At 67.2% G+C, this 13,949-nt stretch carries 12 protein-coding genes; 7 read left to right on the top strand and 5 right to left on the bottom strand.

Annotated elements, in window-relative coordinates; genetic code table 11:
• The first annotated feature begins 325 nt into the window (after nt 1–325).
• From CFB46_RS27605 to CFB46_RS27580, 6 genes are all read left to right on the top strand, one after another.
• Nucleotides 326–1,810: an amidase gene (locus tag CFB46_RS27605; protein ID WP_089501938.1), complete on the top strand. Its 1,485-nt coding sequence runs from the start codon at nt 326–328 to the stop codon at nt 1,808–1,810.
• Nucleotides 1,811–2,149: 339 nt separating this feature from the next.
• Nucleotides 2,150–2,833, top strand: a complete 684-nt coding sequence (locus CFB46_RS27600; protein WP_089501937.1) for a hypothetical protein — start codon at nt 2,150–2,152, stop codon at nt 2,831–2,833.
• Nucleotides 2,834–2,958: 125 nt separating this feature from the next.
• Nucleotides 2,959–3,789, top strand: a complete 831-nt coding sequence (locus CFB46_RS27595; protein WP_089501936.1) for an arylamine N-acetyltransferase family protein — start codon at nt 2,959–2,961, stop codon at nt 3,787–3,789.
• Nucleotides 3,790–3,889: 100 nt separating this feature from the next.
• The gene (locus CFB46_RS27590) at nt 3,890–4,066 is read left to right on the top strand and encodes a ribbon-helix-helix domain-containing protein (protein WP_089501935.1); all 177 of its coding nucleotides are present in this window, start codon (nt 3,890–3,892) and stop codon (nt 4,064–4,066) included.
• Nucleotide 4,067: 1 nt separating this feature from the next.
• Nucleotides 4,068–4,418 (top strand): VOC family protein, encoded by a 351-nt coding sequence (locus tag CFB46_RS27585; protein WP_089501934.1) that lies wholly within the window; start codon nt 4,068–4,070, stop codon nt 4,416–4,418.
• Between the two features lie 7 nt (nt 4,419–4,425).
• On the top strand, nt 4,426–5,289 hold the full coding sequence (locus tag CFB46_RS27580; protein ID WP_089501933.1) for a class I SAM-dependent methyltransferase: 864 nt from the start codon (nt 4,426–4,428) through the stop codon (nt 5,287–5,289).
• 13 nt (nt 5,290–5,302) lie between these two features.
• On the opposite strand, the gene CFB46_RS27575 is transcribed toward CFB46_RS27580, so the two are convergent.
• From CFB46_RS27575 to CFB46_RS27555, 5 genes are all read right to left on the bottom strand, one after another.
• Complete coding sequence (locus CFB46_RS27575) at nt 5,303–10,144, bottom strand: NAD-glutamate dehydrogenase (protein ID WP_089501932.1); 4,842 nt, start codon at nt 10,142–10,144, stop codon at nt 5,303–5,305.
• 149 nt (nt 10,145–10,293) lie between these two features.
• Nucleotides 10,294–10,515 (bottom strand): hypothetical protein, encoded by a 222-nt coding sequence (locus CFB46_RS27570; protein WP_027780923.1) that lies wholly within the window; start codon nt 10,513–10,515, stop codon nt 10,294–10,296.
• Between the two features lie 433 nt (nt 10,516–10,948).
• Nucleotides 10,949–11,137 carry a 4-oxalocrotonate tautomerase gene (locus tag CFB46_RS27565; protein WP_089501931.1) on the bottom strand — a complete coding sequence of 63 codons (189 nt, stop codon included), beginning with the start codon at nt 11,135–11,137 and terminating at the stop codon, nt 10,949–10,951.
• Between the two features lie 65 nt (nt 11,138–11,202).
• Nucleotides 11,203–11,976, bottom strand: coding sequence for a class II aldolase/adducin family protein (locus tag CFB46_RS27560; RefSeq protein WP_027780921.1), 774 nt, complete (start codon nt 11,974–11,976; stop codon nt 11,203–11,205).
• Nucleotides 11,954–12,844 carry an urea transporter gene (locus CFB46_RS27555; RefSeq protein WP_089501930.1) on the bottom strand — a complete coding sequence of 297 codons (891 nt, stop codon included), beginning with the start codon at nt 12,842–12,844 and terminating at the stop codon, nt 11,954–11,956. Before CFB46_RS27555 ends, CFB46_RS27560 begins: the two co-directional genes overlap by 23 nt.
• Nucleotides 12,845–13,163: 319 nt before the next feature.
• Here CFB46_RS27555 and CFB46_RS27550 point away from each other — a divergent pair, with 319 nt between their 5' ends.
• Nucleotides 13,164–13,943, top strand: coding sequence for a Fic family protein (locus tag CFB46_RS27550; protein WP_373558206.1), 780 nt, complete (start codon nt 13,164–13,166; stop codon nt 13,941–13,943).
• Nucleotides 13,944–13,949 lie beyond the last annotated feature (6 nt).

Here is a 13,949-nt window from a genome sequence, read left to right as displayed (position 1 = left end):
CGAGGAGCTTCCAGCGTAGCGGGCGACCGGACGAAACGATCTAAAGAGATCGGCCGGTCGCATAAAAATGTCGTTAACGCGCGGTCCCGTGGCGCGCCGATTAAAAATATAAGAAATTTAAGTTTATGCGCATAAACGGCTGCGCGCGGGGGCGGCGGCGGCCATGGCTGGTCCTCGCAGACTATCCGCGCGAGCGCGATTCAGTCGGATCCGCAATGAATCGCGCCGCAAAATATCGGAGGTCGCCCGGGTGGCGTCGCGTAGAGTAGAGCGTCGGCCGCCGCCCGGCGGCGCGCCATCCGATACCGCTTCCCAGGAGACCCGCATGCCGCACGGCGCCCCGCAGTTTCTCGCTCCCGCTTCCATTTCCGTCGATCCGATCGTGCGCCTGTCGGCCGGCGAGCTCGCGTCGGCGATCCGCGGCAAGGCGGTGTCGTGCGTCGAGACGATGCGTGCGTATCTCGATCATGTCGAGCGCGTGAACGGCGCGGTCAACGCGATCGTCGCGCTGCGCGAGCGCGCTGCGCTGCTGGCCGAAGCCGCGGAAAAGGATGCCGAGCTGGCGCGCGGCGAGTACCGCGGCTGGCTGCACGGGATGCCGCAGGCGCCGAAGGATCTGGCGACGACGAAGGGGCTGCGGACGACCTACGGCTCGCCGATCTTCCGCGAGAACGTGCCGCAGGCCGATTCCATCGGCGTCGCGCGGATGCGCGCGGCCGGCGCGATCTTCATCGGCAAGACCAATACGCCCGAGTTCGGGCTGGGTTCGCACACGTTCAACGAGGTCTACGGCGCGACGCGCAACCCGTACGACCTGACGAAGAGCGCGGGCGGCAGTAGCGGCGGCACGGCGGCGGCGCTCGCGTCGCGGATGCTGCCGGTGGCGGACGGCAGCGATTTCGGCGGGTCGCTGCGGAATCCGGCCGCGTTCTGCAACATCTACGGCTTCCGTCCGTCGCAGGGCCGCGTGCCGCGCTGGCCCGGCGTCGACGTATTCATGCAGCAGCTCGGCATCGAAGGGCCGATGGGCCGTACCGTCGGCGACGTCGCGCAACTGCTCGCGATCCAGGCCGGCTACGACCGCAACGATCCGCTGTCGCTCGCGGAAGATCCGGCGGTGTTCGCGCAGCCGCTCGACGCGGATCTGCGCGGCAAGCGCGTCGCGTGGGTCGGCGACTGGAACGGCTATCTCGCGACCGAGGCCGGCGTGCTCGCGCAGTGCGAGCGCGGGCTGGCGACGCTGCGCGAGATCGGCTGCGACGTCGATGCGGCGCTGCCGGCGTTCGCACCCGACCGGATCTGGCGCCTGTGGCTCGCGCATCGGCACCTGCTGTCGGGCGGCGGGCTGCTCGCGCACTATCGCGACCCGGCGCGCCGCGCGCTGCTGAAGCCCGAGGCGATCTACGAGGTCGAAGGGCTGCTCGCGATGCAGGGCGCGGCGGTGTTCGACGCGAGCGTCGAACGGACCGCGTGGCATCAGGCGGTGCTGCGCTTCTTCGACCGTTACGACTTCATCGCGGCGCCGACCGCGCAGGTGTTCCCGTTCGACGTCGACCAGCGCTGGCCGAAGGAGATCGCGGGCCGCGCGATGGACACGTACCACCGCTGGATGGAAACGGTCGTGCCGTGGACGCTGGCCGGCTGCCCGGTGATCAACGTGCCGGTCGGTTTCAACGATGCGGGCTTGCCGATGGGGATGCAACTGATCGGCCGTCCGCGCGCCGATCTCGCCGTGCTGCAGCTCGCGCGCGGCTACGAGCAGGCGGCCGACTGGGTGGCCCGGCGGGTGCCTGCGTGGATGGCGGCGTAATACCGCGGCCGGCAGGCAGTCGGCAAGCCAGGTGACGAAACGGGCGGCGGCGAGCTGCCCGTTTCGTTTTGCATCGCTCGACGCGAAGCGCGCCGGCGGATGCGTTTCGTCGCGTCGCCGGCACGGGCCGGTATCCATTGATGCGATCGGAGAACGAATCGCGGTACGTGCGCGGCATCGCGCGGCAAACGCACGCGAATCCGCTCGACGGCGGCCATCGGCCGCCGAATTGCAACCGGCGACGCGGTCCGATTTCGTTTCGATGTGTTTCAGTCGTTGCGGCGGCGCGCGACGCGCTTCGACAATATCGCCTCGACAATTCGGGCACGAGGGAAACACATGAAGCACATTCGCGCGACGGGCCGGCATCTGGCCTCGGCAGGCATCGCGTTCGGCATCCTGGTGAGCGGCGTCGCACACGCGCAGCTCGACCTGCAGTCGATCGGTGCGTCGCTGCTCGGCGGCGGGCAGCAGGCGGCGCCTGCGCAGGGCGGTGTCGCGCAGTTGCTGCAGGCCTATGTCGGTGCGAACCAGCAGGTGCTGAACGGCCAGTCGTCGCTCGCGTCGGCGATGGGGCTGACGGGGGCGGCCGGGCAGGCGCAGCAGGCCGCGAGCCAGTTGTCCGGCGGCGATGCGCTGTCGCCGGCCACGCTGTCGCAGATGGGCGGCGCGCAGCAATCGGTGTCGCAGGCGCTCGGCCAGGCGTTCGCGAGCGGCGGCGCCACGCACGGCCCGATCGACAAGCAGGCGTTCAGCAACGGCCTCGCGTCGCTGGGCCAGGGGCTCACGCAGTATTCGCAACTGCAGTCGGGGCTCGGCAATCTGGGCTCGACGAGCGCGGCGTCGCTGCTGCAATCGGGCCTGAATCCGCAGAACATGCAGGCCGCGTCGTATATCGCGCAAAGCGCGCCGGGCCAGTTGCAATCGCTTGCCGCGACGCTCGGCCAGGCCGTGCAGTTCGCGACGAGCCAGGGCATCTCGGTGCCGTCGGTTGCGTCGTCCGCGCTGAAGCTGCTGCCGTAACGTCGGGCGGATGCGTGCGCGATGCGTGGCCGGCATCGCGCGCGCCGGCGACGAACCGTGGTCCCGCACAACATGGGGATTTCGCGCGATGCTATCGTGGCGTGTTGCTTTATCGGTGCCGGTTCATGACTGACTCGTTCGACCTCTCGCGCTATTTCTCCCGCATCGGCTACGACGGCCCGGCCGAGCCGACGCTGGACGTGCTGCGCCGGCTGCATCTGCTGCATCCGCAGGCGATTCCGTTCGAAAACCTCAATCCGCTGACCGGCGCGCGGGTGGCGCTCGACCTGCCCGCGATCGTCGACAAGGTGATCGAACGCCGCCGCGGCGGCTACTGCTTCGAACTCAACAAGCTGTTCCATACCGCGCTCACGACGATCGGTTTTCGCGTGACGCCGCTGATCGCGCGCGTGCGCTGGATGCGGCCGCCCGAGATCGTCACCGCGCAGACGCACATGCTGCTGCGCATCGACCTCGACGGCGCGGCATGGCTCGCGGACATCGGCTTCGGCAGCGCGACGCTGACCACGCCGCTGCGCTTCGTGCCGGGCGAGCGGCAACTGACGCCGCACGGCGCGTTTCGCGTGATCGACGCGCCGGTCGACGGCGAATTCGACATGCAGTTCGAGATCCCCGACGGCTGGCAGACGACCTACCGCTTCTCGCTGAAGCCGGCCGAATGGATCGATTACGAGGCCGCGAACTGGTTCACGTCGACGTATCCCGAATCGATCTTCGTGAACGACCTGATCGCGTGCCGTGTGCTGCCGGACGGCCGCGCGGCGCTGCTCAACACCGTACTGACGCTGCGCGACGCGGCGGGAGCCGGCCGCACGGTCACGTTCGACGATGCTTCCGACTGGGCGGCGTGCCTGCGCGACACGATCGGCATCAATACGGCGGGATTCGATCTCGATGCGCTGTTCGCGCGGCTCGCGGCACGCGGCGTGAGGTAACGCGGACGCGCGACATCCGACGGCGGCCTGCGCGCGGGCCGCGACCGGCTCGCCATCACCCTCAGTTGACTTTTGCTAGATTGCTAGCATACTAGCCTACATGACCGACGAAGAAGTGAAGCAATTCAACGTGTACCTGCCGCTCGGCCTGATCCGGCAGGTCAAGCATCGCGCCATCGAAACGGAGCAATCGCTGTCCGCGCTCGTGGCCGACGCGTTGCGCGCGTACCTGGCCGCGCCGCCGACCGGCGCGGGACCGTCCAACAAGGAGGAGTGACATGTCATCCGAGCGAATCGAAGCCGTGTATCTGACCACGCACAACTGGGGCAAGTCGGCGAAGTTCTTTCAGGCGCTGGGCTTCAGGCTGGAATTCGAAACCGATCACAACTCGGGCCAGTTGCGCAGCGGCGACGGTCCGTTCCTGTTCATCGCCGAAGTGCCGCCGAGCGAAAAGCCCGACATGCAGGTCGTGATCAAGGTCGCCGATGAGCAGGCGGTGCAGCCGCAGCCGATCGTCGATGTCGTCACGCCGTTCGAGGACACGCACTGGGGCACGCGCGACATGACCGTGCGCGATCCGGACGGCCGCGTGTGGCGCCTGCAGGCGCCGGGCAGGCAGGGCGCGTGAGGTCGACATGACCGATATCCGCGAAGACGACGCGCCCGACGGCACGGCCGCGCGCGTCGCGTTGTGGCGCGCGCTGCACGTCGAGCTCGACGCACCGCCGCATGTGATCGCCGACGAAATCGGGCTGCAATTGCTCGCGCCGGAACCCGGCTGGCAGCAACGCGGCGACATGGATCCGCGGTTCACGCGGCCGTTTCGCGCCTCGATCGTCGCGCGGGCGCGCTTCATCGAGGATCTCGTGGCCGAGCAGGCCGCGCGCGGCGTGAGCCAGTACGTGATTCTCGGCGCGGGGCTCGACAGCTTCGTGCAGCGCCGGCCGGACATGGCGTCGCGCGTGACGGTGTTCGAAGTCGACCAGCCGGCGCCGCAGCGCTGGAAGCAGCGCCGCCTGGTCGAGCTCGGCTTCGGCGTGCCCGACTGGCTGCGCTTCGTGCCTGTCGATTTCGAGGCGAAGCAGTCGTGGCGCGACGCGCTCGTCGGCGCGGGCTTCGATGCCGGCAAGCCGGCGGTCGTGGTGTCCACCGGCGTCAGCATGTATCTGACACGCGAAGCGAATGCGGCAGCGCTGCGCGAAGTCGCGTCGCTCGCGCCGGGTTCGACGTTCGCGATGACGTTCCTGTTGCCGCTGGAGAATGCGGATCCGGACGTGCGCCCGGGATTGGAAATGGCCGCGAAGGGCGCGCGTGCGAGCGGCACGCCGTTCATCAGCTTCTTCATGCCGGCGCAGATCCAGGCGCTCGCGCGGGAGGCCGGCTTTGCGAAGGCCGAACACGTTTCGGCCGCCGAGCTGACGCGCCGTTATTTCGCCGATCGCACGGACGGCCTGCGGCCGCCGAACCGCGCGGAAGAATTGCTCGTCGCGACGGTCTGACCTGTCGCGCCCGTCACGCGCGTTCGAGCACGGCCATCTCCCGCACGACCACGAGCAACACCGCGAGGCTCGCGCCGCCGGATGCGCGCAGATCCGCGAGCAGATGCTCGTAGCGCACGAGCGCGGCCTCGCGGCGCGCGCGCCACGCGCCGACGATCGTGTCCGGCGTGGTCGAATCCGGCGATTCCGCGAGCGCGCTCGTCGCGAGCGTGCGCTTGAGCCGCGCGACTTCCGCGAGTGCGGCGGCGCGCGCGAGCATGTCCCAATGCGTCGGTGTCGGCAGTGTCGCCGCGCGTTCGCCGATCCACCCGTAATTGAGCAGCGTGCCGAGCGAGAAATAGACGCCGGCGACGAGTTCGAGGCTGCGGTTGCAGGTCGCCGCCACTTCGGCGATGTCGAGCAGCGCGGCCGAGATGTCGCCGCTCGCGACGCGTATCGCGAGCGCGCTGTCGACGCCGGCGTCGACCAGCACGCGCTGCCGCTCGGACAGCGCATCGAGATCGTCGGCCGGCAGCAGCGACGGCAGTTGCGGCGCGATGCGCTGCACCGCGTCGCGGCAGCGCGCGATCAATCCGGCGACACCGCCGTCGGCCACCGCACCCGACTGCAGATGCCGCAGGAACCACAGCGCCGCGCGCTCCAGCAGCCGAGCGACGTCGACGAACATGCGCGCCTGCACGTCGTCGGCGACACGGTTGTCGAGCGCATCGATGTCGCGCCATACCGCATCGAGGTCGAACACGTCGCGCGCCATGATGCACGCGCGTACGATGTCGCCGGGCTTCGCGTCGGTCTCCTCCATCAGCCGGTGCACGAATGCGCAGCCGACGCGGTTCACGAGCGCGTTGGTCAGGTGCGTCGCGAGAATCTCGCGGCGCAGCGGATGGCGACGCATCGGCTCGCTGAAGCGCTGTTGCAGCGGCTTCGGGAAGTAGTCGACGAGCATCGCGGCCACCAGCGGATCCTCGGGCACGTCGGATTCGAGCAGCGCGTCGTAGAGCCACATCTTGCTGTACGCGAGCAGCACCGCGCGCTCCGGCGACGTGAGGCCGACCTTCGCGGCCTGCCGCTCGGCGACTTCGTCGTCGGTCGGAAGAAATTCGATCACGCGGTTCAGGCGGCCCGCACGTTCGAGCCAGCGCATCAGGCGCGCCTCGGCGTCGAGCATCTCGACGGCATAGCGGCCCGCGATCGACAGCGCCTGCGTCTGGTAGTAGTTGTCGCGCAGCACGAGCAGCCCGACTTCGTCGGTCATTTCGGCGAGCAGGGCGTTGCGTTGCTTCTCGGTCATCTCGCCGTTGGAAACGACGAGCCCGAGCAGGATCTTGATGTTGACTTCGTGATCCGAACAATCGACGCCGGCCGAGTTGTCGATCGCATCGGTGTTGATGCGGCCGCCGCGCTGCGCGAACTCGATGCGGCCGAACTGCGTGCAGCCGAGATTGCCGCCTTCGCCGACGACCTTGCAGCGCAGGTCCGCGCCGTTCACGCGCACCGCGTCATTCGCGCGGTCGCCGACCTGCGCGTGGGTTTCGCGCGCCGCCTTCACGTAGGTGCCGATGCCGCCGTTGTACAGCAGGTCGACCGGCGCCTGCAGGATCGCGCGGATCAGCTCGGTCGGCGGCAGCGCGTGCGCGTCGATGCCGAGCGCGGCCTGCACGGCCGGCGACAGCGGGATCGTTTTCGCGGTGCGCGGATACACGCCGCCGCCCGGCGAAATCGCGGCCGTGTCGTAGTCGGCCCAGCTCGAGCGTTCGAGCGCGAACATGCGCTGGCGCTCCGCGAAGCTCGTCGCCGGGTCGGGGTTCGGGTCGAGGAACACGTGCCGGTGATCGAACGCGGCGACGAGCCGGATATGCGGCGACAGCAGCATCCCGTTGCCGAACACGTCGCCCGACATGTCGCCGACGCCGACCACGGTGAAGTCGGTGGTCTGCGTGTCGACGCCCATCTCGCGGAAGTGCCGCTTCACCGATTCCCACGCGCCGCGCGCGGTGATCGCCATCTTCTTGTGGTCGTAGCCGACCGAGCCGCCGGACGCGAACGCATCGTCTAGCCAGAAGCCGTATTCGTGCGAGATCGCGTTCGCATAGTCGGAGAAGGTCGCCGTGCCCTTGTCGGCGGCGACGACCAGGTACGGATCGTCTGGGTCGTGGCGCACCACGTCGGGCGGCGGCACGATCGCGTTGCCGGCGAGGTTGTCGGTCAGGTCGAGCAGCCCGCGCAGGAACGTCTGGTAGCACGCGATGCCTTCGCGCATCCATGCTTCGCGATCGCTGGGCGAAGGCGGGTTCTTCACGACGAAGCCGCCTTTCGAGCCGACCGGCACGATCACGACGTTCTTCACCATCTGCGCCTTCATCAGCCCGAGCACCTCGGTGCGGAAATCCTCGCGGCGATCCGACCAGCGCAGGCCGCCGCGCGCGACGCGCCCGCCGCGCAGGTGCACGCCCTCGACACGCGGCGAATACACCCAGATCTCGAACATCGGCTTCGGTTCGGGCAGGCCGGGCACCTTCGCCGGATCGAACTTGAACGACAGGTACGGCTTCGATTCGCCGTTCGCGTCGGCGAGGAAGTAGTTCGTGCGCTCGGTCGCATTGATCACGCCGAGGAACTGGCGCAGGATGCGGTCCTCGTCGAGGTTCGGCACCTGGTCGAGCGCGCCTTCGATCGCCTTCAGCAGCCGTTCGGCCAGCACGTCGCGCGTGTTGCCGATGTGCGGGTCGAAGCGCAGCAGGAACAGCTCGACGAGTTGCCGCGCGATCGCCGGATTGCCGGTCAGCGCGCGTTCGATATATGCGTCGCTGAAGGTCGAGCCGACCTGCCGCAGGTATTTCGCATACGCGCGCAGGATCGTCACTTCGCGTGCGCTCAGGTGCGCGCGCAGCACGAGGCGGTTGAAGTCGTCGTTCTCGATCCGGCCGCTCCAGATCCGGTCGAACGCATCCTCGAACAGGCCTTTCACGCGCTCGATGTCGAATTCGGTATCGTCCGTGAGCTCCAGGCCGAAATCGTGTACCCATGCATGCGTGGCGTCCTGCGTCTGGATCCGGTACGGCCGCTCCTCGTCGACGCGCACGCCGAGGTGTTCAAGCATCGGCAGGCTGCGCGACAGCGCGATCGGGTCGCCCGCGCGATACACCTTGAAGCGGAACGCGCGCGGCTCGGCCTCGATCGGCCGGTACAGGTTCATCGCGAGCTGGCCCGAATCCTTCACGCGCTCGATCAGCTCGATGTCGCGCACGGCCGTGCGCGCCGGATAGTCGTCGCGATAGCCGGCCGGGAACGAATCGGCATAGCGTTGCAGCAACCGGTTGCCTTGCTCTTCGCCGAATGCATCGAGCAGCGCGTCGGCGAGATCGTCCTGCCAGCGGCGCGTGACCTGCACGAGCCGCGTTTCGAGTTCGCGCGTGTCGACGTCGGGCATCGTGCCCGGTTCGGCATGCACGACGAAATGAATCCGCGCGATCGCCGATTCCGACAGCAGCGGCGTGAATTCGATGTTCACGCCGTTGTAGGCATCGACGAGCAGCTTCGCGATGCGGCGGCGCAGGTCGGTGTTGTACTTGTCGCGCGGCACGAACACGAGACACGACACGAAGCGATCGAACCGATCGCGGCGCACGAACAGGCGCGTGCGCTGGTGTTCCTGCAGGCGCAGGACGCCGAGCGCGATGTCGTAGAGCTGGTCTTCGTCGGCCTGAAACAGTTCGTCGCGCGGATAGGTTTCGAGCACCGTCACGAGCGACTTGCCGAGATGCCCCTTCGGCAAGAAGCCCGCGCGCCGCACGATGTTCGCGCACTTGCGGCGCACGATCGGGATCTCGGTGCTCGACACCATGTACGCGGTCGACGTGTAGAGCCCGATGAAGCGGCGCTCGCCGGTGACCTTGCCGTCGGCGCCGACGAGTTTCACGCCGACGTAGTCGAGATAGCCGGGGCGGTGCACGGTCGCGCGCGAATTCGCCTTGGTCAGGAAGATCGGCCACGCGCCGGTGATGATGTCGGCGGCGGCTTGCGGCAGCGGCGTCACGTCGGGCGCGTCGGACGTGCGCAGCGATTCGCGCAGGATGCCGAAGCCCGAGCCCTCGATGCCGCGCAGGCCGAAGCCCGTGCCGTCCGACACGAGCGCGTAGTCGCGCTGACCGAGGAACGTGAAGTGATCGGCGGCCATCCATTCGAGGAATGCACGCGCCTCGATGTCCTCCGCGGTCGATTCGCGCGCCTTCATCTCCTTGATCGTCGCGCGGACGATGTCGACGATCTTCGGCCAGTCCTCGACCGACGCGCGCACGTCGCCGAGCACGCGTGCGATGTCCTCGCGCAGCGTGTCGAGCAACGCGGCGTCGCCGCAGCGGTCGACTTCGAAATGGATGAACGACGCGAGCTGCGACTGGCCGTCGCTGGACGTCGCGCCGCCCGCGTCGACGCGCTCGATGCCGCCGCCGGCGCCGCGCCAGATGCGGAACACCGGATGCAGCGCAGAATGCAGCGCGAGCCCGAGACGGTTGATGGCCATCGTCACCGAGTCGACCAGGAACGGCATGTCGTCGTTGACGATCTCGATCACCGTGTGGTCGGAATGCCAGCCGTGCTGTTCGAGAATCGGGTTGTACACGCGCAGGCGCTCGCTGCCGGGCACGAATTTCTGGGCGGTCTGCCAGTGCGCCATCGCGGCGCCGTACAGGTCGGCGATGCCGCGGTTCTGCAGATCGTCGGCATCGACGAAATCGTAGTAATGACGTAGGAAAGGTTCGACGATCCGGAAGGTGGCTTCGGGCAACCGAGCGCGCGCGAATTCGACGACGTCGGAGAGCAGGTGTGTGACCACTTCCTCGTTCTTCGCTTCCATGGCGGTCTCCGTCGGGTGGCCATTGGCTGCTGAGTCTGTCCGGCATTATGCGCCGATTGCGTGACAAAGCGATGTGCGGGCGCACAACGGGCGAGGGCCGGTGCTGCGGAAGCCGCTCCCAACGCCGCGACGGGCGGCGCGGGCCGGGATCATGAGAGTTCGGGCGGCTTCAGGTCGGGGTGGCGTGCATGAAGCGGATTCATGAAGTCGACCAGCATCGTGGTCAACAGCGACGAAACGAATGTGCGATAGATCACGAACTCGGCGTCGGGACACGACGCTTTCACTGTCAGCAGGGAGCGGTCCAGATCGGCGCCCATTTGCAGGATCAGATCATTCAGCGCACGTGCGACGTGTTTGTCCGAAATCATGTGTTGCCTGTTGGTACGATCATTGGCGAATATTTCGCTCGGGTATTTCTCTCCGCGTTCGACGCCGCGGCAGGGTCTCGAGCGCGTTGCAGGTGGTCGGGTTGCCGACGAAAACAACACCGCTGCTTCGCGTACCAAGGAAGAAATAATGATTCGTTATGCGAATATATTTGCATAAAAATCTGCAGAAAATCCTTGATTCACTTCGCAGTTGGATCGGAATGCTCCCTGGGCGCCGCGATGTTCTCGAAAGTTAGTGGTAGCGAGAATCGTTGTCAACGGCGATATATCGAGATAGCTGCCGACGATCGGGTATTTGAAGAGGCTGCAGGATGTCGATCGAGAGGGCGGTCAGATCGGAACCGCATCGCAATCAGACGATGACGACGCGCTGCCCTGTTTCGGAAGCGCGTCGTTTTGGTGCGACGCGCTCTCAGCGCTCGTCGCTCCACAGCTTCCCGGCGGTCGCCCAGTTCTCCTTCTTCACGTCGGTGATGATGATATCGACCGAGCCCGGCGTGCAGCCGAGCGTCTCGCACGTGACGCGCGTGATCGCTTCGACGAATGCGCGCTTCTGCTCGACGGTGCGGCCTTCGAACAGCTGGATATTGAAAGTCGGCATGACACATGCTCCGGTTGGGATTGAACGATTGACGATGAACGATTCGGTGGGGTGCGGCGACGGCGTCAGTCGCGATACGACGGATCGATCCGGTCGAGCCGGCGCAGCAGCGCCGGCCATTCCAGCTCGCCTTCGATCGCGCCGCCGTCGCGCAGTTGTTCGGCGGTGCGGTCCGCGACGGCCGGGTCCGGCAGCACGAGCGACCCGCCGCCTGCCTGCGCGCGGATCTGGATGTCGCACGCCTTGATCAGCGTATCCATCAGCACGTAGGCTTCGGCAACGGTACGGCCGACCGTCAGCGTGCCGTGATTGCGCAGCAGCATCGCGGATTTCGCGCCGAGGCTCGCGGTCAGCCGCGCGCCCTCGGCCGGCGAGAACGCGAGCGCCTCGTAGTCGTGGTACGCGAGGTCGCCATGAAACCGCAGCGCATGCTGCGACGCGGGCAGCAGCCCGTCGCTCTGGATCGATACGGCGATGCCGGCCGTATTGTGCAGATGCATCACGCAGACGGCATCGGCGCGTGCGGTGTGCACGGCCGCATGCAGCGCGAAGCCGGTCACGTTGACGGCGTGCTCGCTGTCGCCGATCCGGTGGCCGGCCAGGTCGATCTTCACGAGGTTCGAGGCGCGCACCTCGTCGAACGTGAGGCCGAACGGGTTGATCAGAAAGTGGCCGGGCTCGCCGGGCACGGTCGCGGACAGATGCGTGTAGATCAAGTCGTCCCAGCCGTTCAGTGCGACGAGCCGGTACGCGGCGGCGAGGTCGACGCGCAGCCGGCGCTCGGCGTCCGAGATCGGGCCGCCGGGCTTCACGGCATCAGGACGGTGTGCGAATGACATCGGGTTCTCCGAGGGTGAGGCGGCGCGCGACGGCTACGGTCACCCACGACGCGAGCGCGAACGGGGCCGTGAGCACGGGGATGCCCGCGCGCATCGCGAGCGACTGGATCAGCGCGGCGAGTGCAGCGGCCGCGAGCGCCGCACGCGGCCCGCGCGACATCAGCGCGAGCGCGGCGAGCGCGCCGTTGAAGCCGAGCAGGCCGTTGGCGAACGCCGCGCCGCTTGCGCCGAGTGCGATCAGCAGCACGGTCGACACGAGCGTGCCGCCCAGCGCGAACGCGGCCGCGCGGCGGGATGCGACGGCGAGGCCCGCGACGACCAGTGCGCCGGCCCATGCGCCGTGCGCGAAGGTGGTTTGAGCGACGCCCGACAGCAGCGCGTCGGTGATGGAAGCCGGCGTCAGCAGCGGGCCGGCGGTGGCGCCGTCCGCATGCTGCGATGCGACAAACGGGAGCCACAGCGCGGTGACGGCCAGGCACGGGCTCGAATACGGGCACTGGCGCCAGCGGGCGAGCGGCCTGCGCATCGTACGCTGTACGAGTGCCGCGCCGATCGCGGCCAGCGGCGTCAGCCTGAGGGCGACGTGTGGATCGGGTGCGAATACAACGGCGATCAGCGCGGCCAGCGCGCCGTTGAAGCCATGCAGCCCCTGTTCGACGTCGCGGTGTTCGGCGCCCGTCAGCACGGCCGTCATGCTCGCCGCGGCCGAGCCGACCAGCGCCGCGCACGCGAGCCGCAGGTCGGTCAGCGCCAGCGCGGCGAGCAGCAGCGCGCCGGTGAGCGCGTTGGCCTGCAGCACGATCTGCCCGATGCCGCGCAGCAGAATGCGCGGGTCGATCGACGGCGAGGCGGGGCGGGCGGTAGGCATGATGGCGGCGGAACAGGACGAGCCGCGAGCATAGGACACAATTCCATGCACCGGAATAGGGAATTCTGGATAGTCAGGATTTGTGGTCGATGCCCTGAAATGGGGCGTGAAAGGGATGTATTCGGGCGTTTGTTAGCGTTTTGGTTAGCTTTATACGGTTTATTAGCAAATTCGCGCCATTACTATCGTTTTCGCGCGCATCCAGCGATTTGCGCACGTCATCGCGCAATATTGCGGTCGTATCGACGCTCCACTAAGCGCCTCGAGCCTGCGTACGCTGCAGGCCGGCATTCTGGGCCACGATGCGTTTGGCTTGGGGGTGCGGCGTTCACCCGTCTTCGTGGGGCAGGCTACGATGCGCGAAAATATCGTGCATTACATTGCCCCCGCGTTCGAAGACGTGACGCCGATGCTGGCGGGGCTCGGCGAATTCGAGATAGCGACGCGAGGTGCCGAGCCGCTGGCACGTGCTGCTGCGTTGGCGTTCGGCTTCGTTTATATCCATCCCATGCGTGACGGCAACGGCCGGATTCATCGCTTCTTGATCAATGACTCACTGGCGCGGGACAAGGCGGTGCCGGATGGCGTGATATTGCCGATCTCGGCAACCATCACGAGCTCGACGGAGTTCCGTGCCGGCTACGATCGCACGCTCGAGGGGTTTTCTCGCTGTGTCATGCGGCGCTACGCAACGTCCTTTCGGTTCGGGGAACTCGTGACCTATGACGACGGAACGCGCAGCAACTTCGATTTCGACAGCTACGAAGATGCGCGTTTCGTCTGGCGCTATCCAGATCTGACGGCTCACGTTCTGTATACCGCGCGAGTCGTCGAGCACACGATTCGCACAGAGATGGCCGATGAAGCTAGAACACTGGTTATCTTTCAACTTGCCCAGGAGCGACTCAAGGAGGTCGTGGAGATGCCGAACCTGGATGCAGACCGGATCATTCGCTCCGTTAGGGAAAACGGCTGGCAAATCTCTCGCAAGCTCAAACAGCAGTATCCGCAGCTCGAGGACGAGCACAGAGCGGCGCGAGTCGTGGAAGCTATCCGGTCAGCGTTTGAGGGGCCGGACATAGACGTCGAACACAAATGACGCACG

Source organism: Burkholderia sp. HI2761, assembly GCF_002223355.1.
Classification (GTDB): domain Bacteria; phylum Pseudomonadota; class Gammaproteobacteria; order Burkholderiales; family Burkholderiaceae; genus Burkholderia.
This window is presented reverse-complemented; position numbering and strand designations above follow the sequence as displayed.

Bases quoted from the DNA above. Each gene is read 5' to 3' on its own strand.
- CFB46_RS27605 (WP_089501938.1), top strand. From the start codon at position 326: ATGCCGCACGGCGCCCCGCAGTTTCTCGCTCCCGCTTCCATTTCCGTC.
- CFB46_RS27600 (WP_089501937.1), top strand. From the start codon at position 2,150: ATGAAGCACATTCGCGCGACGGGCCGGCATCTGGCCTCGGCAGGCATC.
- CFB46_RS27595 (WP_089501936.1), top strand. From the start codon at position 2,959: ATGACTGACTCGTTCGACCTCTCGCGCTATTTCTCCCGCATCGGCTAC.
- CFB46_RS27590 (WP_089501935.1), top strand. From the start codon at position 3,890: ATGACCGACGAAGAAGTGAAGCAATTCAACGTGTACCTGCCGCTCGGC.
- CFB46_RS27585 (WP_089501934.1), top strand. From the start codon at position 4,068: ATGTCATCCGAGCGAATCGAAGCCGTGTATCTGACCACGCACAACTGG.
- CFB46_RS27580 (WP_089501933.1), top strand. From the start codon at position 4,426: ATGACCGATATCCGCGAAGACGACGCGCCCGACGGCACGGCCGCGCGC.
- CFB46_RS27575 (WP_089501932.1), bottom strand. From the start codon at position 10,144: ATGGAAGCGAAGAACGAGGAAGTGGTCACACACCTGCTCTCCGACGTC.
- CFB46_RS27570 (WP_027780923.1), bottom strand. From the start codon at position 10,515: ATGATTTCGGACAAACACGTCGCACGTGCGCTGAATGATCTGATCCTG.
- CFB46_RS27565 (WP_089501931.1), bottom strand. From the start codon at position 11,137: ATGCCGACTTTCAATATCCAGCTGTTCGAAGGCCGCACCGTCGAGCAG.
- CFB46_RS27560 (WP_027780921.1), bottom strand. From the start codon at position 11,976: ATGTCATTCGCACACCGTCCTGATGCCGTGAAGCCCGGCGGCCCGATC.
- CFB46_RS27555 (WP_089501930.1), bottom strand. From the start codon at position 12,844: ATGCCTACCGCCCGCCCCGCCTCGCCGTCGATCGACCCGCGCATTCTG.